The organism is Microbispora sp. NPDC049125, assembly GCF_040802045.1.
Taxonomy (GTDB): Bacteria; Actinomycetota; Actinomycetes; order Streptosporangiales; family Streptosporangiaceae; genus Microbispora.
On sequence record NZ_JBEZDW010000035.1, the window covers coordinates 78753 to 98908 of the forward strand.

The following is a 20156-nucleotide window of genomic DNA, read 5'->3' on the forward strand; positions in this document are numbered from 1 at the left end:
AATGGTCAACGCCCTCGAAGTCCACACGGAGGTGGATGTGAAGCGCGTCATCATCGTCGCCGCTGCCGTCACAATGGCGGCGGCCACCCTGGCCGCTCCGGCCCAGGCCGCCAAGTCGGCCGCGGGCTCGGAGGCCACGACACGGTATCTGGTCCTCTACAAGGAAGGTGCCTCCCAGGCCGACGCACAGAAGGCGATCACGGCCGCAGGCGGCAGCATCGTCAAGCTCAACGCCGAGGTGGGCCTGGCCACGGTCAGCACCGCCAACGCCGATTTCGTCAACGCTCTGACCGGCAGCACGGCCATCGAGGGTGTCGCGCACGACCGCGTGATTGGAAGCGTGCCCGCCGAGGCGAAGGCGTCGGCGAGCGCGGCCAAGGCCGCGGCGGCGGCGGCGAAGAACAGGGCCGTCGAGCGTGAGGGCCGCCAGGGCGCGACCGCGGCCAAGTGGCGGCGCAACGTCAAGGACGAGCCCCTGGCCGACCTCCAGTGGGACATGAAGCAGATCCACGCCGACGTGGCCCACCGGTACGAGCCGGGCGACAAGGACGTGCTGGTCGGCGTCCTCGACACCGGCATCGACGGCTCCCACCCGGACATCGCGCCCAACTTCAACCGGCGGCTGAGCCGCAACTTCACCGTCGACCTGCCCGCCGACGCCAACGGCACGGTCATCGACGGCCCCTGCGCGAGCGACCCCGACGGCTCCTGCGAGGACCCCAACGACGTGGACGAGGACGGCCACGGCACCCACGTGGCGTCGTCGATCGCCTCCCCGATCAACAAGCTCGGCATCGCGGGCGTCGCGCCCGGCGTGACGCTGGTCAACCTGCGCGCCGGTCAGGACTCCGGGTACTTCTTCCTCCAGCCCACCGTCGACGCGCTCACCTACGCCGGTCAGATCGGCGTGGACGTGGTCAACATGAGCTACTACATCGACCCCTGGCTGTTCAACTGCGCGGACAACCCCGCCGACTCGCCCGAGGAGCGGATGGAGCAGCGCACGATCGTCTCCGCGACGCAGCGTGCGCTCGACTACGCCAACCGTCACGGCGTGACGCTGGTGTCCGCAGCGGGCAACGGCGCCACGGACTACACCAAGACGATCGTCGACGATTCCAGCCCGGACTTCGCCTCCGTCCCCGGCCAGCAGCCGCGCGACCGTACGATCCCGCCGAGCTGCATCTCGATGCCGAGCGAGGGCGAGCACGTTATCTCCGTCTCCTCCACCGGCATCAGCAAGCGCAAGGCGTACTACTCCGACTACGGCAACGGCTACATCGACGTGGCCTCGCCCGGCGGCGACGTCTACGACACGCCCGACGGCACCAGGGACATCACCAAGGCGACCCTGTCGGCCTACCCGAAGTCGCTGGCGATCGCCAACGAGGAGATCGACGAGAACGGCGACCCCACCGTTCCGTACGTGGTGAAGGACTGCAACGGCTCGACCTGCGCCTACTACCAGTACCTGCAGGGCACCTCGATGGCCTCACCCCGCGCGGTGGGCGTCGCGGCGCTGATCGTCAGCAAGTACGGCCACCGGGACTTCGCGCACGGCGGCCTCACCCTCAGCCCGGCGATCGTCGAGTCGGTCCTCAAGGGCACAGCGACCAAGACGCCCTGCCCGGCGCCTCCCGCCTACACCTACGTCCGGCACCTGCCGGACGGGACCACCGCGACCGCCACGCACACCTGTGAGGGCACCCTGGCGAACAACGGCTTCTACGGCAGGGGCATCGTCGACGCCCTGCGCGCAGTGGGCCACTGATCCCAGGCACCCTTCAGGGCCCCCCAGGCACCCCCCACGGCACGGCCACCGCCATCCAGGCGGTGGCCGTCGCCGTTTCCCGGAGCGGGCGCGTCACGGCGTGCGCGGGAGCCCGCGACAGGCCCGGACGGCGGCGACACGGTCGTGACGGCGGTCAGAGGCTGAAGTCGCCGGCCGCCACCCGGAGCGTCTTGAGCAGATCGAACATCGCGTCCAGGTCGCCCTCCTCGTACATGCCCATGCAGAAGCCGGCGCCCATCAGGTCCGCCGTGGCCCGTCGCACCATCTCGCGGCCCTCGCCGGTGATCTCGGCGAGCACGCCGCGGCCGTCGCGCGGGTTGCGCATGCGGCGGACCAGGCCCGCGCGTTCCAGCCGGTCGACGGTGTTGGTGACGCTCGTGGGGTGGACCATGAGCCGCTCGCCGATCTTCGACAGGGGCAGCGCGCCGGTCCGGCTGAACGTGAGCAGCACCAGCGCCTCATAACGGGCGAACGTCAAGTCGTACGGCTTGAGCAGCGCGTCGAGTTGCCCCAGGAGGATCTGGTGGGCTCGCATGATCGATGTGACGGCGGCCATGGCGGACGACGGCCCGAACGTGGCACGCCAGGTGTCCGCGGCCCGCTCGATCGGGTCGAACGGCAGCTTGAGTGCCCGGGAGGCACCGGCGGGCACCGGGTCTGAACTGGGCGGGACTGACACAGCGACCTACGCTATCGCGGCTCCGCAGAAGATCAGCCGGTGCACTGTGTGTAACCGGATTCATTCCTTGACCCCAGAACTCCCCCCGTCCGGGTCACGCTCCGTTATGGTTGCGACGTCGAAAGGTGAGGCGGCGGCAAACCCGGCGGCACGGGGAACCACGTCTGCTAACAGCAGGCGCGGCGAGGCCGGCCGGCGGACCAGCGCCACGGGGAACGGCGTAGGTCCAGCGCACCGCTCACACAGACACAGGGGGTTCTCGATGGGCAGCACTGCTGTCCCGGCGCCGTACGCGCGCCGGAAATCGACGACGGCGCGGCCGGGGGCCGCGCCCGGCTGTGGGTGACCACAGGGGCGGTTCACGCGGGGAGCTGAGACACGGCGCGGTCATAGGGGTGACCGTGCTGCTTGCGCTCGGGCTCGTCGCCGCGTGGAGCGTCCTCATTCCCGGTTTCATGGACTGGGACGACATAGTGGCGGCCGTCATCGGCTCGCTGCGCATGACGGGGCCGGTGGCCGCGGCGTTCGCGTCGTGGGTCGCGGTGCGCAGGCGCCGTGCCGAGCGCGGGCGCACGCTGACGCCGTGGCGCGCCGCGAAGGCGCCCCTGGCGATCCTCGCGCTCGCCACGGGCTCGTTCGGCGCGACGGTGCTGCTCGTCGGGCTGCGCGCCGTGCTGACCGACGAGTCCGGCTCCGTCGTGCCCGGCGGGCTGACGATGTGCGTGGCCGGGCTCGCGTTGTACGTGGTGGTCGGCTGGATCGTGGGCTGGCTGCTGCCCTTCGCGGTCACGCCGGTGCTGGCCGGCTTCGGCACGTACGGCCTGTTCACCTGGCTGGCGGACGCCTCCAGCTGGACCGACCGGCTCGCGCCGGCCACGCGGCGGCCGTACGACCTGCTGGGAGGCTCCGGCCAGACGGCGTTCACCGACCAGACGCTGTGGCTCGTCGGCCTCAGCGCCGCGCTGCTGCTCGGCTGGGTGGCGCTGGTGACCCGGCGGACCCTGGCGCTGGCCGCCGCGGTGGTGGCCGTGCTCGCCGCCGGCACCGGCGCGGCCAGACTGGTCACCGAGCCGCAGACGATGGTCGCGAGCGAGCGCGTCTACACCTGCCAGGAGTGGCCGATCCGCGTCTGCGTGCAGAGCGCGATGCGCGCGGGGCTGGCCGAGCTGGCCGTCGTCTTCACCGCCCTCGCCGGGAGGCTGGCCGACACCCCGGCCGCCTTCAAGCGGGTCGAGCAGCGCGCCGACGGCGACGGCGGCCGTGCCGTGCCCGGGATCGTCGCCATCCACCTCGACGACCTGAGCCCGGGATTCGCCCAGCGCGCCGCCTCCGAATTCCTCGACCGGCTGGCCAAGCCCTGCCCCGGGACGGTCGCGAGTGGCTACCGCGCCATCGTGGTCACGTGGCTGCGCGGCGACCCGCTGCCCGGCGGGCCGCTCCCGGAGCACCGGTACGCCGCGGTGTGGTTCTCCGAGCTGACCGAGGCCCAGCGTCGCGACTGGCTGCGCATGTTCTACTCCGACTTCGTCTCCTGCGGGCTGCAGAGCAGGCACTTCGGCGGCGGCACCCGCCCCGCCGACCCCAACATGACCGGATATCCGGTGAATCCCACCCCGGTGTACGCGCCCGTCTATCCCGTGGAGCCGAGCCCGGCCTATCCGGCCTCGCCCACGGCGTCTCCCAGCCCGGGGCCCGGCCAGACGCCCGGCGCCTTCCCCAGCATGCCCGGCGCGACGCCGACGCCGGGCACGGTTCCGGGAGCGGGGCCCGGCGGGTACCCCGGCATGCCGGGTGACCGTCTCCATCCCTGGCCAGGCACGGGAGCGGGTTCATGGCCCGGTCCGGGTGATTCATGGCACGGCTCCGAGCGTGACTCGTGGCCCGGCTCGGGGCGCGGCTCGGAGCGCGGCTCGGGGCGTGGGCACGGTCATGGGCGCGGTTCGTGGCGCGGCTCCGGACGAGGGCCGGAAGCCGGTGCGGGGCGCGGTTCCTGGCACGGCTCGGGGCGTGGGCATGGTTCGAGGCCCGGCTCAGTACCCGGCTCAGTGCCCGGCTCAGTGCCCGGCACCGGTGCGGCGCCCGGTACGGAAGGAGAGGCCGCGCAGGCCGCCGGCGATCCCGCGAGCCCCGGCTCCGGCCGGCGGAACGCCTCCGGCCCCCGTGACGGCTCCGGCCGGCGGAACGGCTCCGGCCCACGCGACGGCTCCGCCTACGGCGTGACGGGAGCCTCCCGCCCGGGGCCCGCGCAGGCGCCGGTGATGGTCCCGCCTCCCGCGAACGGCGGTTCCGGCTGAGCGAGCACGACTATCTTGACGAGCTGACCTGTGGGAACGGCCCGCCACGGCGAAGGCTAGGTGAGATCGGGTGATTCAAGGGAAGATTCCCCTTTGTGGACCGACAGACACGATCCGTCTCCGCACCGGCCCCTGACGGCGCCGGCGCCCAGGCCGGGGGGCAGCCCCTCCCGGCCTCCGCACGCCGCTCCGGACGCGGCTGGCGCTGGCTCGCCGGGCTGCTGGCCGTGGTGCTCATACTCGGCGTCGGCGCACGGCTGGCCTACACCTACCTGAACCCGCTCGGGGAGCAGAGCATCGACCGCAGCGGCCCGGTGCTGCTGCAGTCGATGCAGAACCTCAGCCGGTTCGAGGCCGCCACCGGCAACTTCCAGGTCGTCGTCGACCTGGAGAAGGACGCCAACTTCCTGCCGGACGCCATCAAGGGCACCCGCACGCTGTTCGTCGGCGCCGGCAACGTGGACGCCTACGTGGACTTCTCCTCACTGCCGAAGGACGCCATCACCGTCTCCGCCGACCGGAAGACCGTGACCGTCCGGCTGCCGCACGCGGCGCTGGAGAAGCCCAACCTGGACAACAAGCGGTCGTACGTCTTCGCCCAGCAGAGGGGCATCTTCGACCGGATCTCGGATGTGCTGTCGTCGTCCCCGCAGAACCAGCAGGAGCTCTATCTCCTGGCCGAGAGGAAGATCGGCGAGGCGGCGGTCGCCAGCGACCTGCGCAACAGGGCCGACCAGAACACCAAGGCCATGCTCGAAGGCATGCTGAAGTCCCTCGGCTTCACCACGGTCGTCATCAAGTACGACGACCAGCCCTGACCCGTCGGCCGCCGGGATGCGAGAGCCGTACGGGGACGGGGGTCAGGCCAGGGCGGCGATGAGCTCGTCGGCGGCGGCGTAGGGGTCGGTGGCGGCGCCGAGCAGCCGCTCGGCGAGCGCGTCCAGCCGGTCCCCGTGCAGGTGCGCGAACCTGGACCGGAGCTGGGCGAGCGCGATGGCCTCGATCTCGTCGCGCGCCCGGGCCAGCCGCCGCCTGCGCGCCTCGCCCGACTCCTCCAGGTACGCCTGGTGCTTGTCCAGCGCGGCGAGCAGGTCGTCGGCGCCCTCGCCCTTGTAGGCGACCGTGGTCACGATCGGGGGCCGCCAGGGCGCCTCTCCCAGGCCCGCCATGGTGCGCAGCTCGCGCACCGTGGCCTGCGCGCCGTCCCGGTCGGCCTTGTTGACCACGAACACGTCGGCGACTTCGAGGATCCCCGCCTTGGCGGCCTGGACGCCGTCCCCCATCCCCGGGGCGAGCAGGACGACGGTCGTGTCGGCCATCCGCGCGACGTCGACCTCGGCCTGGCCGACGCCGACGGTCTCGATCAGGATCACCTCGCAGCCGGCGGCGTCGAGCACCCGCAGCGCCTGGGGGGTGGCCCAGGCCAGCCCGCCCAGGTGGCCGCGGCTCGACATGCTGCGGATGAACACCTCCGGATCGGTGGCGTGGTCCTGCATCCGCACCCGGTCGCCGAGCAGCGCCCCGCCCGTGAACGGGCTGGACGGGTCGACGGCGAGCACGCCGACCCGGACGCCGCGCCGGCGGAAGGCGCGGATGAGCATCCCCGTGGCGGTGGACTTGCCGACCCCCGGCGAACCGGTCAGGCCGATCACCCGCGCCGCGTACGGCTTGCGCGTCCCGGTGGCCAGCTCCGCCATGACCTCGCGGAGCTCACCCGCTCGCGCCGGTGATCCGGCGGCGTTCTCGACCAGCGAGATCAGCCGCGCCACCGCGCGCGGCCGCCCCTGCCGGGCCTGGTCCACGAGCTCCCGTACGTCCATGGCCTTGGGGACGTTCACGGCCGGGACGGCACCCGGATGATCAGGGCGTCGCCCTGTCCGCCGCCGCCGCACAGGCCGGCCGCGCCGAGCCCGCCGCCGCGCCGTCTGAGCTCGTGGGCCAGGGTCAGCACGATCCGGGCGCCGGAGGCGCCGATCGGGTGGCCGAGCGCGATGCCGCCGCCGTTGACGTTGACCTTGTCCAGCGGAACGCCCAGCTCCTTGGCGGACTGGAGCACGACCTGCGCGAACGCCTCGTTGATCTCCACCAGGTCGAGATCGTCCGCGGTGAGGCCCTGCTTGCGGAGTGCCTGGCCGATGGCGTTGGCGGGCTGGGACTGCAGCGAGTTGTCCGGGCCGGCCACGTTGCCGTGGGCGCCGATCTCGGCCAGCCACTCCAGGCCCAGCTCCTCGGCCTTGGCGCGGGACATGACGACGACCGCGACGGCGCCGTCGGAGATCTGGGAGGCGGAGCCCGCCGTGATCGTGCCGTCCTCGGTGAAGGCCGGCCGCAGCTTCGCGAGCGTCTCCGCCGTGGTGTCCGGGCGGATGCCCTCGTCGGCCGAGAAGAGGATCGGCTCCCCCTTCCTCTGAGGAAGCGGGACGGGGACGATCTCGTCGTCGAACAGGCCTTCCTTGGTCGCTCTGGCGGCGAGCTGGTGCGACCGGGCGGAGAGCTCGTCCTGCTCCTCCCGGGTCAGGCCCAGCCTGGCGTTGTGACGCTCGGTCGACTCCCCCATCGCGATCTGGTCGAACGCGTCGGTGAGCCCGTCGAGCGCCATCGAGTCGACCACGCCGGTGCCGCCGTACTTGACGCCCTTGCGCAGGCCGGGCAGCAGGTGCGGCGCGTTGGTCATCGACTCCATGCCGCCGGCCACCACGATGTCGAACTCGCCGGCCCGGATGAGCTGGTCGGCCAGGGCTATCGCGTCGAGGCCGGAGAGGCATACTTTGTTGATCGTGAGCGAGGGCACGGTCATGGGTATGCCCGCCTTCACCGCGGCCTGCCGCGACGGGATCTGTCCCGCCCCGGCCTGCAGGACCTGCCCCATGATCACGTACTGGACCTGGTCGGGCGACACGCCGGCGCGGGACAGGGCGGCTTCGATGGCGATGCCGCCGAGCTCGACGGCCGGCAGGGCGGCGAGCGAGCCCAGGAGACGGCCGATGGGCGTGCGCGCTCCGGCGACGATGACGGAAGCAGACATTTGGGGGCCTCCATGACGGGATCAGGGCGACGCTGTCACCATACCCATGAGTATCCCGCCAGCCCTCGCACGGCCCGCATCACCGGATAACACCTGAAGTGCACTTAAACGGAAGCCTGGAGGAAGCATGCTGCTGAGAATCGACCACGTGGGCATCGCCTGCCACGACCTGGAGGAGAAGATCGGCTTCTACGAGTCGGTGTTCGGGCTCACCGTGGTCGCCCGCGAGGTGAACGAGGAGCAGGGCGTCCGCGAGGCCATGCTCCATGTCGCGGACGGCGACGCGGGCGCGTCCTACGTCCAGTTGCTCCAGCCGCTGCACCGCGACACAGCGGTGGGCAGGTTCCTCGCCAAGCGGGGCGAGGGCGTGCATCATATCGGGTACGGCGTGGCGGACGTAACCAAAGCCCTGGAGGACATCGGGGCGAAGGGCGTCCGCCTGATCGACGAGCGGCCCCGGCACGGGTCGATGGGCGCCTCCATCGCGTTCCTGCACCCTAAGGACGTGGGGGGAGTCCTCACTGAGCTGGTCGAGACATCACGACGCTGATCCGAACGCAAGAAAGGTTCATACGTAACAAGTAGCGCAGAAAGTCGGAGGGGGCCTCCAACGCGGCAGTACCGGAGTACGCTGCCTACCACCGGACGTGGTAGCCGTACGGCACCCGCCTCGGATGTCCGACCCCCCGTCCGGCCCCCCTGTAGCCGTCTCGACAACCAGGATCGAGCCTCATGCAGTCCGACATCGACGCCCAGCTCAACAATTTCTTCGAAGACGCCCCTTCTCGGGAATTCGACGTGGTGCTCCGGGGCTATGACCGGCACCAGGTCCACGACCACTTGAAGACGCTCGACACCGAACTGCGTCAGGCCAAGGAGCAGGTCACCGCTCTCCAGCGGGACCTGTCCGACTCCCAGCGCCAGCTCCAGGAGCAGGAGCGGCCGACGTACTCAGGTCTGGGCGCCCGCATCGAGCAGTTGCTGCGTCTCGCTGAGGAGCAGGCGACCGAGCTGGTGCAGGCGGCCAGGTCCGAGGCGAACGAGATCCGGGCCGCCGCCAAGGTGGACGCCGCCGACCTTCGCGCCGCCGCCGAGAACGAGGCGGCCGAGAAGCGGGCGCTCGCCACTCGCGAGGTCGAGGAGATGCGGAGCACCGCCGAGCGCGACGCCGAGGAGATCCGCTCGACCGCGCGCCGCGAGGCCGACGAGCTCACCGCGACCACCGAGCGCGAGGTCGCGAAGATCCGCGCCACCGCCGACCACGAGGTCGCGGAGAAGCGGGCGGACGCCGAGCGCGAGATCGCCAAGCTGCGCACCACCACCGAGCGCGAGGTCGCACAGCTGCGGGCGTCGACCAAGCGTGAGCGCGACGAGGTCCTCACCACGGCCAAGCGCCAGGCGGACGAGATGCGGGCCCAGGCGCAGCGGATCCTTGAGGAGTCCGAGGCCAAGCGGGCGCAGGACGAGGCCGAGTTCGAGATCCAGCTCGCCGCCCGGCGCGAGGACGCCGAGCGCCAGGAGGCCGAGCGCCACGCCACCGCGCAGGCCAACACGCAGAAGCTGGTCGCCGAGGCGGAGCAGCGGGCCGCCACCGCCGAGCAGCGGGCCGCCAAGGCCACGCAGCAGGCGGAGCAGACCCGCCGCGAGGCCGACACCCACGCCAAGCAGCTGCTCGCCAACGCGCGCAAGAACGCCGACCAGCTCGTTGCCGACGCCAAGTCGAGCGCCGACTCGATAGTGACCGACGCGAAGAACGAGGCGGAGCGCACGCGCAGCTCGATGCAGCGGCAGGTGGACGAGCTCACCCGCCAGCGCGACAGCATCACCAGCCACCTCGCCCAGCTGCGGCAGCTGCTCGGCGGCGCCGCGCTGCCGGGCATGGAGCCCGAGCCGGCGCCCGTCGCGGCGGCCCCGGCCAAGCCCGCCCTGTCGGCGGCGCCGCCCGTCGTCGAAAAGCCCGTCGTCTCCGCTCCTCCGGCCGAGCCGGTCTCGAAGAGCACCGACGACGCCGAGTGGTGGCAGGAGTAGCCACTGACGCATTCGGGGAGTTGGCGACGGCTACGTGAGCGGGGCCCGGTGTTCGCACCGGGCCCCGTTTCCTTTGCGAGGACTCCCAGTCGCCGCGGTTCCGGCAGCGCCGCGGTTCCGGCAGCGCCGCGGGACGCACGCGGCGGCGATTTCCGGTCGCCCGCGCCGCCTCACGGCTGAGGCGTCACCGCAGGGACGTGACGAAATCCGAGACGACGCGGTTGAACGCCTCCGGCTGCTCGACGGCGGACAGGTGCCCCGCCTTGTCGATGACGGCCAGCTTCGCCTCCGGGATGGCCTGGGCCATGGCCTCCGCGTCGGACGGCGGGGACAACTCGTCCTCCGAGCCCACGATCACCAGGGCGGGCACCTGGAGCGACCGCAGCGTGCCGAACGAGTCGGAACGCGCCGCCATCGCCCGCTGGGCCCACGCGACCGCGGCGGGCGGCGCCGCCTGGACGAGGCCGCGCACCCGGCCCTGGACCATCCCCCTGCGCTCCTTGGTGGTGGCCCCGATCAGCGTGGGCAGCGACTCCTCCACCAGAATCGCCGTGCCGTCGTCCAGCACCGCCTTGGCGATCCGCTCCCGGTTGGCCCGGGCGGCGTCGGAGTCGGCGGTGGCCTTGGTGTCGGCGAGGATCACGCCGAGCAGCCGGTCCGGGTGCCGCCGGCACAGCGCCATCGTCACGTAGCCGCCCATCGACTGCCCGCCGATCACGGCCCGTTCGATGCCCTCCTGGTCGAGCAGTTGGGCCACGTCGTCGGCCATCGCGTCGATCGACGGCTCCTCTTCCCCCAGCCTGGACCCGCCGAAACCGCGCAGGTCCGGGGTGACCACCCGGCACACGGACGCGAGGCCCTCACGCTGCGCGAGCCACATGGCGGACGAGAGCGGGAAGGCGTGGAGCAGGACGACAGGCAGGCCGCTTCCGGCGGATCGCGCGTAAAGCTGCATCTGGTCACCGTAACGCGCGGTCAGCCGGTTGCCGTCGTTCGTCACCGATTCGCGATGCGGATGGCGGGGCCGGCGTTCACACCGCCGTGGGAAGCGGAGCCGCCGCCGGGTTCAGCCGCTTGACGACCTCGTCGAGCACGGTGCGGACATAGGGCTCGCCGACCCACAGGTGCTTGGCTCCCTCAACGCCGACGACCTCGGCCTGGGGCACCCTCGCGAACCTCCGTACGGCCTCCTCGGGGCGCAGGTAGTCGTCGAACTCCGGCACCAGGGCGACCAGCGGGCGGCCGAACGCGGCCCACGCGTCGAGGTCGTCGTCGGTCGCGCGCTTGAGCGGCGGGGACAGCAGGATCGCGCCCTCGACGAGCGGGTCGTGTCCCCATTTCAGGGCCAGCTCCGTGCCGAACGACCAGCCGAGCAGCCAGGGGTGGGGCAGGTCGTGGAACTCGGCGTACTCCAGCGCCGCGGCCACGTCGAACCGCTCGCCCTCCCCCTCGTCGAAGGCGCCCTGCGAGGTGCCCCGCTCGGAGGTCGTGCCCCGGGTGTTGAAGCGCAGCACCGCGAGGCCCGCGAGAGCGGGCAGGCGGTAGGACGCCTTGCGCAGCACGTGGCTGTCCATCATGCCGCCGTGCGTCGGCAGCGGATGCAGGCACACCAGCGTGGCGACCGGCGGCGTGCTCTCGGGCAGCGCGACCTCCCCCACCAGGGTCAGCCCGTCCGCGGTGTGCAGCTCGATGTCCTCGCGCCGGGCCGGCAGCACGGTCGACGCCCTGATGTCCATACCCGCTCAAACCCCTTTGATCTTCATGCCGGGATCCAACAGTATCCGGGCTCGCCGATCGGCCCGTCCGGGGGCCGCGTCAGTAACGGCTGCGCCCCGGGCCCCGGTTGACCCGGTTCCGCCAGCAGGCCGTGTGCCAGTGCCGCCGCTCGTCCTCGCCGCCCGTCCAGGCGGGCCAGCTCACGATGTGCGGCAGGCCGGGCCGGATCTCCTGCTGGCACCCCGGGCACCGGTAGTCCTTGCCCGGGGCCCCGCCCGGCACGGCCCGGACCACCCAGTCGCCGTCGGGCGAGCTCTCCACGCGGTCCACCCCGGGCACGGACCCGACGGGCCGTACGGCGCCGCGACCGCCGGGGCGTTCGTACGGGTCGAGACGCCGGGCGCGGCGGGGGCTCATGGCGGCGGTCCTTCCGGGGGGCTCATACCAGGCAGAACGGGAGACGGGCCCTCATTCTTCCAGGCCGCCCGTCCTCCGGTCCCGGGCTCGTGCGGAGCCGTCGCCGTGGATGGCGGGCCGGGGCGTCCGTGGTGTAGTTCCGGCTCAGCCCGGCACTCCTGCCGGCGTACCAGGCGATAGGCCCTGCGGCGGATTCGCCGGACCGCCGTGTCGGCGATCGTGAGGACATGCAGAGGGAGGAGACGAAGCCATGAGTTATCCGGACCTTTCAGGCAAGGTCGCGCTGGTCACCGGCGGCTCGGGGGGCATCGGCGGTGAGACCGCCCGCGTCCTGGCCGCTCAGGGCATGCGGGTCGTGGTCAGCGGACGCGATCCGGCCGCCATCGACGCCGCCGTGAAGAACGTCGAGGGTACGGCGATCGGCCTGGCCGCCGACACCACCGACTTCGCGGCCGTCGAGGCGATGCGCGAAGAGACGGAGCGGCGGCTCGGCCCCGTGGACGTGTTGGCGATCTTCGCCGGAGGCGGCGTGGGAAGGCCGCGGCCGATCGACGAGATGAGCGAGGAAGACTGGCACGCCACGCTGGACGCCAACCTGACCTCGACGTTCCTGGTCATCAAGAGTTTCCTGCCCGGCATGCGGGAGCGGCGCGGCGGCTCCGTCATCACGATGTCGTCGCTGGCCGCCCGCACACCGACCCCCGCCTCGGTGGCGTACACGGCGGCCAAGGCGGGCGTGGTCGCGCTGACCCGGCAGCTGGCACACGAGCTGGGCCCGTGCGGTATCCGGGTCAACTGCGTCGCCCCGTCAACGATCATGACGGAGCGGCTGGAGGGGCGGGTGCCGCCGGAGTTCAAGGACCGCATGCTCGCCGAGCATCCGCTCGGCCGCCTCGGCACCCCGCTCGACGTGGCCAACGTGACGGCTTTCCTCGCCTCCGACGCCTCCTCGTGGCTGACCGGGCTGACGATCGACGTCGCGGGCGGCAAGTGGATGCCGTAGCCCGCCGCACCGGCCCACGGCGACCGAAAGCCGCAGTCTCCCAGAAGGCCACCCGCGCTCACCGGCGCCGGTAGGGTTGGCCTCCATGCGGCTGGTCATCGCGCGGTGCAGCGTGGATTACGTGGGCAGGCTGACGGCCCATCTCCCGATGGCGCCCCGGCTCCTGTTGATGAAGGCGGACGGATCGGTCTCCATCCATGCGGACGACCGGGCGTACAAGCCGTTGAACTGGATGAACCCGCCGTGCAAGCTGCGCGAGGAGACCCTCGACGGCGTGCTCACCTGGACGGTCGTCCACGGCAAGACCGGCGAGAAGCTGATCCTGACGATCGACGAGATCCTCCACGACTCCAGCCACGAGCTGGGAATCGACCCGGGGCTCGTCAAGGACGGCGTCGAGGCGCACCTGCAGGAGCTGCTCGCCGAGCACATCACCACCTTGGGCGACGGCTGGACGCTGGTCCGCCGGGAGTTCATGACGGCGATCGGTCCCGTGGACATCCTTTGCCGCGACCACACCGGCGCCACCGTGGCGATCGAGATCAAGCGGCGCGGCGACATCGACGGCGTCGAGCAGCTCACCCGCTACCTGGAGCTGCTCAACCGCGACCCGCTGCTCGCTCCGGTCAAGGGCATCTTCGCGGCCCAGGAGATCCGGCCGCAGGCCCGGGTGCTCGCCCGTGATCGCGGGATCGAGTGCGTCACGCTCGACTACGACACGCTGCGTGGCATCGAACGCGCCGACACGCTCTTCTAGGCCGTGCCCGCCGCGCTCCTCGGGGCTCTGCTCCAAGCGCTCCTCTGGCGCCTTCGCCGGCCCGGCCCGGCCCATATGCGTGAGCCCGGTCGCCGGTGATCCGCCGCCAGGGCGGCCGTCGTCGCCGCCCTGACGGTCCTGGTGGCCGTCGCGGTTCTCGGAGCGGTCGCCGAGGCGCCCCACGCCTACCGGCTCTGGATCGCGACCGACTGATCGACGAACGCGCCCTGGTGTCCATCGAACGGAGGACAGGGCGTTCCTCCAGCCGGGGGTGTCCCGATGGTGCTTTCCCCAGGATCCTTGAGGCATGACTCAGGCGATACATGTACGAGGGCTGACGAAGCGGTACGGCGACGTGCCGGCGGTCGCGGGTCTCGACCTTGACATCCAGCAGGGGGAGGTCTTCGCCATCCTCGGCCCCAACGGGGCGGGCAAGTCCACCACGGTGGAGATCCTCGAGGGCTACCGCAGCCGCGACTCCGGTGAGGTCAGCGTGCTGGGCACCGACCCGGCGCGGGCCGACCGGCACTGGCGGTCCCGCATCGGCATCGTGCTGCAGACCGCGACCGACGCCGCCGAGCTCAGCGTCCGCGAGACCCTGCGGCACTTCGCGAAGTACTACGCCGACCCGCGCGACCCGGAGGAACTCATCGCGAAGGTCGGCCTCACCGAGAGCGCGGGCAAGCGCATCCGCCAGCTCTCCGGCGGCCAGCGCAGGCGCGTGGACGTCGCGCTGGGCGTCATCGGGCGCCCGGAGCTGCTGTTCCTCGACGAGCCGACCACGGGCTTCGACCCGGAGGCGCGCCGCCAGTTCTGGGAGCTCATCGAGGGCCTGGCCGACGACGGCACGACGATCGTGCTGACCACCCACTATCTGGAAGAGGCGGAGAGCCTCGCCGGCCGGGTCGCCGTCATCGCACGGGGCCAGATGGTGGCGCTGGGCGACCCCGCCAACCTGGGGGGCCGGGCCACCGCCAAGGCCCGGGTGACGTGGGCGGACGGCTCGGTCGAGACCGACACCCCGACGAAGACCGTGCTGGAGCTCAGCCGGCGGTTCGACGGCGAGATCCCCGGGCTCACCGTCACCCGCCCCACGCTGGAGGACGTCTACCTCCGGCTCATCGAGCAACCCTCCTGACCCCCCGAAGCGAAGGCCTGCCCCATGACTGAAACCGTCGCGGCCGTCACTCCCACGGCCGCCGCCGTCCCCCTGCCGTCGACCCTCAGGCTCGGCCTGGCCCGCGCCGCGGTCGAGATCAAGGTGTTCTTCCGCGAGAAGGACGCCGTCATCTTCACGTTCTCCTTCCCGATCATCCTCCTCGTGCTGTTCGGTTCGATCTTCTCGGGCTCTCTTGAGGGGACCGGGATCACCGTCTCCCAGCTCTACACGGCCGGTCTCATCGGTGCAGGCGTCATGGGAGCCGGCTTCCAGAGCCTCGGCATCGGCATCGCGGGGGACCGTGACGACGGCACGCTCAAGCGGCTGGCCGGCACACCCATGCCCCGGGCCGCGTACTTCATCGGCAAGGTCGCCAGTGTCCTGGTCATCGCATTCCTCGAAGTGCTGATCCTGCTCGTCATCGGCGTGCTGATGTACGACCTGACCCTCCCCCGGGATGTGCCGACCTGGGCCACGTTCGCCTGGGTGTTCGTGCTCGGCGTGTCGGCCGCGGCCCTGCTCGGCATCGCCGCCAGCAGCCTGCCCCGCTCGGCGAAGAGCGCGGCAGCCGTGATCAGCATGCCGTTCGTGGTGCTCCAGTTCATCTCGGGGGTGTTCATCCCGTTCACCGAGATGCCCCCATGGGTGATCAACGTCGCGTCCTTCTTCCCGCTGAAGTGGATGTGCCAGGGGTTCCGGTCGGTCTTCCTGGGCGACGCGGGGGCCGCCCTGGAGACGACCGGCTCCTACGAGCTGGGCCGGGTGGCCCTGGTGCTCGGCGCCTGGGTCGTGGGGGGTCTCATCCTGTGCATGACGACGTTCCGCTGGAAGAGCCGGCGGGACGGATGACCCAGACGGCCGGGGCGGCGCAGTGCGATCTGGACCAGGAGAAGCACGCCTGGCAGGCGTTACGGGGCTGGGAGACACTCTTCGGGCTCTCCCTGGTCGTGACGGTCCTGTTCGTTCTGGCCGGCAACGGTCCGACGGCCCTGGCCAGGGCCGTCGCCCTCGGGCTTCTGGGAGTGGACGCCGCCGCCTACCTGATCGTGGGCCGGCCCGCCATCAAGGCGCACGACCAGGGCACCCGGAGCGCGTGGCTCTACTGGGCCCTGATCCTCCTGACGTTCATGCCGGCCACGGCCCTCGTGCCCTCCACGTCGTTCCTGCTGTTCGCCCTGTCGCCGCAGGCGTTCATGATGCTGCGCCTGCGGGCCGCGATCACGGTCGTCGTGGTGCTCAACCTGGCGCCGGCGCTCCAGTTCTTCATCCACCTCGACGGCAGCGTGACGAGCCTGCTGTTCTTCGCCGGGTTCAGCGCGGTCGCCCTCACGTGCGCGCTCGTCATCGGGCCGTGGATCAGCGGGATCATCGACCAGAGCGCCGAGCGCGCCGAGCTCATCGGCGAGCTGGAGGCCAGCAGGGCCGAGGTCGCCCGGCTGTCGGCCGAGCGGGGCGCGCTCGCCGAGCGCGAACGGCTGGCCGGGGAGATCCACGACACCCTCGCGCAAGGGCTGACCAGCATCATCATGCTCGTCCAGGCGGCCGAGGCCCAGGCGGACCCGTCCCGCCACCTGGCCCTCGCCGTACGGACCGCACGGGAGAACCTGGCCGAGGCACGGTCGCTGATCGCGGCGCTGAGCCCGGCGCCGCTGGACGGCTTCACACTGGAGGAGGCGCTGCGCCGGGTCACCGCCAGGCTCGGCGAGGATGTGGGCGTCGACGCCTCGTTCACCGTCGAGGGCGCCTCGTGGCCGCTGCCGGCCGCCGTCGACGTGGTGCTGATCCGGGCCGCTCAGGAGAGCCTGGCCAACGTGCGGAAGCACGCCGCGGCCACCTCGGTGCGGGTCGTCCTCGAATACGGCGAGGGCGAGGTCACGTTGCGGGTGCGCGACGACGGCGCCGGCTTCGACGTGGCCTTCGCCGAGGGGTTCGGCCTGCGGGCCATGCGGACGAGGGTCGAGCACGAGGGCGGCACGTTCGGCGTCGACAGCTCTCCGGGAAACGGCACGACCCTTCGGGTGACCATGCGCACCCCCGCCCTCAGGAGTGTTGACTCATGATTCGTGTCCTCATCGTCGACGACCACCCCGTCGTACGCGAAGGCCTGCGCGGGATGCTGGAGCCGGGCCCCGGCGTCACCGTCGTCGGCGACGCCGGATCCGGCGACGAGGCCGTGGCGCTCGCCGCCAGGCTGACACCGGACGTCGTCCTGATGGACCTGCGGATGCCCGGAGGCGACGGGGTCAGCGCCACCGCCCGCATCGTCGCCGGCCGACCCGAGGCGCGCGTCGTCGTGCTGACGACGTACGAGAACGACCAGGACATCGTGCGCGCGGTGGAGGCGGGGGCGGCGGGTTACCTGCTCAAGGACACCAGCAGGGCCGATCTGCTGACCGCCGTCGCCGCGGCCGCGCGGGGCGAGACCGTGCTCTCCCCCTCCGTGGCCACCAAACTCGTGACCCGCATGAGGGCCCCCGTGGCCAGTTCCCTGTCGAGACGGGAGACGGAGGTGCTCGCGCTGGTGGCGCGTGGCCTGACCAACGCGGAGATCGGCAGGGAGCTGTTCATCAGCGAGACGACCGTCAAGACGCACCTGCTGCGCGTGTTCGGCAAACTCGACGTGTCCGACCGCACCGCCGCCGTCACGACCGCCCTCAGCCGGGGCCTTCTATGAAACTTTCAGATCGCTTTCAGATCGATCCCGGTCAAATGCAATTGCATCCGATTTATGCAGGTCACCGCTAGCGACTGAAGACGGCCTTGACGAGGCTGTCAAGTCGTCCACCCTCTTTGGCATAGGCGGGAAGTCCCGATTTCATGGCACTTCCGGATAAAGGATCTTGCGCTCATAATGGACAGCTCTGGGGGCCCTGACAGCGCGAGGTGAATAGTGGTGGGACGTGACTACCGGGGGATGTCGGCAGCGGAAAGGCTGGCCGACCGGAGAGAGAGGCTGATCAGCGCGGCTTACACGCTCTTCGCACATCCCGGCTTCCACGCCACCACCATCGAGCGGCTCTGCTCGACCGCCCGCATCTCCAACCGGGCCTTCTACGAGTGCTTCTCCAGCCGGGAAGACCTGATGCGCGCCGTGTACGAGCGGTGCGTCGAGGAGACGCTGGCGTCGGTGAACGAGGCCATCGACAAGGCGTCCCCCACGCTCGACGACCGGATCATCGCCGGGATCGGGGAGTACGTCCGTTTCGTCACCAAGGACGTACGGCGAGCGCGCGTCATGCACCTCGAGGTCCGCCGTGCCGGCGACGTCCTGACCGGCGCCCGCCAGCACGCGGTCGGCGCGTTCACGAAGATCATCGAAAATTCGGTGCAGGATCTGCCGCACGCTCTGCCGGTCGACCTGCACCTGCTGGCGCTCGCCCTGATAGGGGCCATCACCGAGCTGCTCATCGAATGGGTGGTCGCGACCCCCACTCCCTCGATCGACGAGCTCATCGACGCCTGCGTGCACGTCTTCCGCCGGACGTTCACCGCCTGAGGCGGGCCGCCCGCGGGGTGACCGCGGTGACTACGCTGAGCGTCATGACCCGAGCCGACAACGACAAGCCCGTCGTGCTGTCCAAGATCTACACGAAGACGGGCGACGACGGGACCACCGCCCTCGGCGACATGAGCCGCACCCGGAAGACGGATCCCCGGCTGGCGGCCTACGCCGACGTGGAGGAGGCGAACGCCGCCATCGGGCTCGCTCTCGCCACCGGAGGCGTCCCGGATGAGGTGGCCGCCGTGCTGACGCGGGTGCAGAACGAGCTGTTCGACGTCGGCGCCGATCTGTGCACCCCGGTCACCGAGGCCCCCGAGTTCCCGCCGCTACGCGTGGAGGAGTCGTACATCGCCTGGATCGAGGAGCGGTGCGACGAGTTCAACGCGTCTTTGGCGCCGCTGCGCAGCTTCATCCTGCCCGGCGGCACCCCCGGCACCGCAGCCCTCCATCTCGCCCGCACCGTCGTACGGCGGGCCGAGCGGTCGGCCTGGGCGGCGATCGAGGCGCACGACGACGTGAACCCGCTGACGGCCAAGTATCTGAACCGGCTGTCGGACCTGATGTTCATCTTCTGCCGGGTCGCCGCCGGCGGCGACGAGATCCTCTGGAAGCCCGGCGGCACCCGCTGATCCAGCCAATCCCGCGCCCCGAGCCGTACGGCGAGCAACCGTCCCGCGAGGGGCGCGGCCGCGTCTGGACTGAGGAACGCCCGCAGCGAGGAACGAGCGAGGACGTGACGAGGGCTGTTCCCAATTGCGCGCCTTCGGCACGACCGGCGCCTCGAAGGCGCCCCGAGCCCGCGCGAGCGGAGCGAGCGCAATTCTAGGCAGCGTCGAGGTGGGCGCTGGGCGGGGCGGATTCGAGCCAGGCGAGGAAGCCGGTGAGGGCGTCCTCGCTCATGGCCAGTGACAGGGGGCCGCGCTCGGCGGAGCAGTCGACCATCCAGTACCCGTCGGGTCCTTCGCCGGTGGTGAGCCGTCTGCGGGTGGAAACGGTGAGGCCGCGCCTCGCGATAGCGTGGCGCGGCCTCAGTCGCAGTCCTATGAACGGGATCCAGTGGAGCTCTCCGCCGACGTAGCGGGCTACTCCGGCCTTCCAGCCTCCGGCCCCGTCGCGTACCCGGCAGACGACGGTGCCCCGGCTGCGGGCCAGGGCGAATCCTCGGAGGACGAGGATCAGGGCCACGGCGATGACGCCCGTGAATATCTCAAGCGCCGCCAACGCCGCCCTCCTTCTATAGGGTCAAACCTCTTCGCCTGCCGCACGCAGCCGGGCCTCGGCCCGCCTGGCCGCTGCCCGCGCGTCAGCGTTCTCCTGGTCGGCCTCGATCGAGGCCTGGGCGCGCTGGAGCGCGTCCTTGGCCGCCTGGACGTCGACCTCCGAGCCGAGCTCGGCCGCCTCCGCCAGGATGGACACCTCGTTGTCGGCGACGGAGATGAATCCGCCGTGGACCGCGGCCACGAGGTCACCCTCGGCACCACGCTTGACGCGCAGCACACCGCCCTCGACGAGAACACCGAGAACAGGAGCGTGTTCCGGCATAATACCGATCTCGCCGTCCACGGTCTTGGCAATGACCATGTCGGCCTCGCCGCTCCAAATCTCACGTTCCGGCGACACGACGCCCACGCGAAGCTTTGCCACTTACCCAGCTCCCCTTCCAAGGAGACGACGTCGGGGCCGGGGGGGGGGGGCGCGGCGCGCCCCCCCCCCCCCGCGGGGGGGGAGGCCGGGGCTTAAGTATGGATTGGGTGGGGCCGCGCGGATTCCCCCCCCAAATAAAA

General features: G+C 71.4%; 21 protein-coding genes. 13 read left to right on the forward strand and 8 right to left on the reverse strand.

Translation table 11 applies throughout. The annotated features are described in order from the left end of the window. The first annotated feature begins 37 nt into the window (after window positions 1–37). Window positions 38–1771 carry a S8 family serine peptidase gene (locus tag AB0B72_RS31380; RefSeq protein WP_367742870.1) on the forward strand — a complete coding sequence of 578 codons (1734 nt, stop codon included), beginning with the start codon at window positions 38–40 and terminating at the stop codon, window positions 1769–1771. A 154-nt stretch (window positions 1772–1925) separates the two neighbouring features. Here the strand turns inward: AB0B72_RS31380 and AB0B72_RS31385 are convergent, their stop codons facing one another. After that, on the reverse strand, window positions 1926–2471 hold the full coding sequence (locus AB0B72_RS31385) for a MarR family transcriptional regulator (protein WP_367742871.1): 546 nt from the start codon (window positions 2469–2471) through the stop codon (window positions 1926–1928). Between the two features lie 395 nt (window positions 2472–2866). On the opposite strand from AB0B72_RS31385, the gene AB0B72_RS31390 reads away from it, so the two are divergent. After that, window positions 2867–4765, forward strand: a complete 1899-nt coding sequence (locus tag AB0B72_RS31390; protein WP_367742872.1) for a hypothetical protein — start codon at window positions 2867–2869, stop codon at window positions 4763–4765. Window positions 4766–4860: 95 nt separating this feature from the next. After that, complete coding sequence (locus AB0B72_RS31395) at window positions 4861–5583, forward strand: DUF4230 domain-containing protein (RefSeq protein ID WP_367742873.1); 723 nt, start codon at window positions 4861–4863, stop codon at window positions 5581–5583. A gap of 42 nt (window positions 5584–5625) precedes the next feature. Here the strand turns inward: AB0B72_RS31395 and meaB are convergent, their stop codons facing one another. Together meaB and AB0B72_RS31405 are read right to left on the reverse strand one after the other, a co-directional pair. After that, a complete protein-coding gene (meaB, locus tag AB0B72_RS31400) occupies window positions 5626–6585 on the reverse strand; it encodes a methylmalonyl Co-A mutase-associated GTPase MeaB (RefSeq protein ID WP_367742899.1) in 960 nt (319 codons plus the stop codon). A 14-nt stretch (window positions 6586–6599) separates the two neighbouring features. Further along, complete coding sequence (locus tag AB0B72_RS31405; RefSeq protein ID WP_367742874.1) at window positions 6600–7790, reverse strand: acetyl-CoA C-acetyltransferase; 1191 nt, start codon at window positions 7788–7790, stop codon at window positions 6600–6602. A gap of 127 nt (window positions 7791–7917) precedes the next feature. Between AB0B72_RS31405 and mce the strand changes: the two genes are divergently transcribed. Both mce and AB0B72_RS31415 read left to right on the forward strand, forming a co-directional pair. Continuing rightward, a complete protein-coding gene (gene mce / locus AB0B72_RS31410; protein ID WP_367742875.1) occupies window positions 7918–8340 on the forward strand; it encodes a methylmalonyl-CoA epimerase in 423 nt (140 codons plus the stop codon). Between the two features lie 182 nt (window positions 8341–8522). Further along, complete coding sequence (locus AB0B72_RS31415) at window positions 8523–9818, forward strand: DivIVA domain-containing protein (protein WP_367742877.1); 1296 nt, start codon at window positions 8523–8525, stop codon at window positions 9816–9818. A 184-nt stretch (window positions 9819–10002) separates the two neighbouring features. Here the strand turns inward: AB0B72_RS31415 and AB0B72_RS31420 are convergent, their stop codons facing one another. The 3 genes from AB0B72_RS31420 to AB0B72_RS31430 form a co-directional block, all read right to left on the reverse strand. Then, window positions 10003–10818 carry an alpha/beta fold hydrolase gene (locus AB0B72_RS31420; RefSeq protein WP_367742878.1) on the reverse strand — a complete coding sequence of 272 codons (816 nt, stop codon included), beginning with the start codon at window positions 10816–10818 and terminating at the stop codon, window positions 10003–10005. A 31-nt stretch (window positions 10819–10849) separates the two neighbouring features. After that, window positions 10850–11554, reverse strand: coding sequence for an alpha/beta hydrolase (locus AB0B72_RS31425; RefSeq protein ID WP_367742879.1), 705 nt, complete (start codon window positions 11552–11554; stop codon window positions 10850–10852). Between the two features lie 79 nt (window positions 11555–11633). After that, window positions 11634–11951: an ATP/GTP-binding protein gene (locus AB0B72_RS31430; protein ID WP_367742880.1), complete on the reverse strand. Its 318-nt coding sequence runs from the start codon at window positions 11949–11951 to the stop codon at window positions 11634–11636. A gap of 250 nt (window positions 11952–12201) precedes the next feature. Between AB0B72_RS31430 and AB0B72_RS31435 the strand changes: the two genes are divergently transcribed. The 8 genes from AB0B72_RS31435 (at window position 12202) to AB0B72_RS31470 (ending at window position 19001) form a co-directional block, all read left to right on the forward strand. Then, complete coding sequence (locus AB0B72_RS31435; RefSeq protein WP_367742881.1) at window positions 12202–12954, forward strand: SDR family NAD(P)-dependent oxidoreductase; 753 nt, start codon at window positions 12202–12204, stop codon at window positions 12952–12954. Window positions 12955–13039: 85 nt separating this feature from the next. After that, window positions 13040–13711: an endonuclease NucS gene (gene nucS, locus AB0B72_RS31440; RefSeq protein WP_367742882.1), complete on the forward strand. Its 672-nt coding sequence runs from the start codon at window positions 13040–13042 to the stop codon at window positions 13709–13711. A gap of 307 nt (window positions 13712–14018) precedes the next feature. Further along, complete coding sequence (locus AB0B72_RS31445) at window positions 14019–14849, forward strand: ABC transporter ATP-binding protein (protein WP_367742883.1); 831 nt, start codon at window positions 14019–14021, stop codon at window positions 14847–14849. A gap of 24 nt (window positions 14850–14873) precedes the next feature. Beyond that, on the forward strand, window positions 14874–15719 hold the full coding sequence (locus tag AB0B72_RS31450) for an ABC transporter permease (protein WP_367742885.1): 846 nt from the start codon (window positions 14874–14876) through the stop codon (window positions 15717–15719). Next, a complete protein-coding gene (locus tag AB0B72_RS31455) occupies window positions 15677–16930 on the forward strand; it encodes a sensor histidine kinase (protein WP_367742886.1) in 1254 nt (417 codons plus the stop codon). The genes AB0B72_RS31450 and AB0B72_RS31455 overlap by 43 nt, the downstream gene beginning before the upstream one ends. Further along, on the forward strand, window positions 16927–17544 hold the full coding sequence (locus AB0B72_RS31460; protein WP_367742887.1) for a response regulator: 618 nt from the start codon (window positions 16927–16929) through the stop codon (window positions 17542–17544). The genes AB0B72_RS31455 and AB0B72_RS31460 overlap by 4 nt, the downstream gene beginning before the upstream one ends. 219 nt (window positions 17545–17763) lie before the next feature. Further along, a complete protein-coding gene (locus tag AB0B72_RS31465) occupies window positions 17764–18366 on the forward strand; it encodes a TetR/AcrR family transcriptional regulator (RefSeq protein WP_367742888.1) in 603 nt (200 codons plus the stop codon). A 44-nt stretch (window positions 18367–18410) separates the two neighbouring features. Then, window positions 18411–19001 carry a cob(I)yrinic acid a,c-diamide adenosyltransferase gene (locus AB0B72_RS31470; RefSeq protein ID WP_367742890.1) on the forward strand — a complete coding sequence of 197 codons (591 nt, stop codon included), beginning with the start codon at window positions 18411–18413 and terminating at the stop codon, window positions 18999–19001. A gap of 193 nt (window positions 19002–19194) precedes the next feature. Here the strand turns inward: AB0B72_RS31470 and AB0B72_RS31475 are convergent, their stop codons facing one another. Both AB0B72_RS31475 and AB0B72_RS31480 read right to left on the reverse strand, forming a co-directional pair. Then, a complete protein-coding gene (locus tag AB0B72_RS31475; RefSeq protein ID WP_367742891.1) occupies window positions 19195–19593 on the reverse strand; it encodes a DUF2550 domain-containing protein in 399 nt (132 codons plus the stop codon). Window positions 19594–19614: 21 nt separating this feature from the next. After that, window positions 19615–20016, reverse strand: a complete 402-nt coding sequence (locus AB0B72_RS31480) for a F0F1 ATP synthase subunit epsilon (protein ID WP_367742892.1) — start codon at window positions 20014–20016, stop codon at window positions 19615–19617. Window positions 20017–20156: the final 140 nt, after the last annotated feature.

What these genes read in the sequence shown, in the direction of transcription:
- AB0B72_RS31470 (WP_367742890.1), top strand. Translation starts at nt 18,411, where the DNA reads ATGACCCGAGCCGACAACGACAAGCCCGTCGTGCTGTCCAAGATCTAC.
- AB0B72_RS31415 (WP_367742877.1), top strand. Translation starts at nt 8,523, where the DNA reads ATGCAGTCCGACATCGACGCCCAGCTCAACAATTTCTTCGAAGACGCC.
- AB0B72_RS31445 (WP_367742883.1), top strand. Translation starts at nt 14,019, where the DNA reads ATGACTCAGGCGATACATGTACGAGGGCTGACGAAGCGGTACGGCGAC.
- AB0B72_RS31435 (WP_367742881.1), top strand. Translation starts at nt 12,202, where the DNA reads ATGAGTTATCCGGACCTTTCAGGCAAGGTCGCGCTGGTCACCGGCGGC.
- AB0B72_RS31460 (WP_367742887.1), top strand. Translation starts at nt 16,927, where the DNA reads ATGATTCGTGTCCTCATCGTCGACGACCACCCCGTCGTACGCGAAGGC.
- meaB (WP_367742899.1), bottom strand. Translation starts at nt 6,585, where the DNA reads ATGGACGTACGGGAGCTCGTGGACCAGGCCCGGCAGGGGCGGCCGCGC.
- nucS (WP_367742882.1), top strand. Translation starts at nt 13,040, where the DNA reads ATGCGGCTGGTCATCGCGCGGTGCAGCGTGGATTACGTGGGCAGGCTG.
- AB0B72_RS31450 (WP_367742885.1), top strand. Translation starts at nt 14,874, where the DNA reads ATGACTGAAACCGTCGCGGCCGTCACTCCCACGGCCGCCGCCGTCCCC.
- AB0B72_RS31425 (WP_367742879.1), bottom strand. Translation starts at nt 11,554, where the DNA reads ATGGACATCAGGGCGTCGACCGTGCTGCCGGCCCGGCGCGAGGACATC.
- mce (WP_367742875.1), top strand. Translation starts at nt 7,918, where the DNA reads ATGCTGCTGAGAATCGACCACGTGGGCATCGCCTGCCACGACCTGGAG.
- AB0B72_RS31430 (WP_367742880.1), bottom strand. Translation starts at nt 11,951, where the DNA reads ATGAGCCCCCGCCGCGCCCGGCGTCTCGACCCGTACGAACGCCCCGGC.
- AB0B72_RS31405 (WP_367742874.1), bottom strand. Translation starts at nt 7,790, where the DNA reads ATGTCTGCTTCCGTCATCGTCGCCGGAGCGCGCACGCCCATCGGCCGT.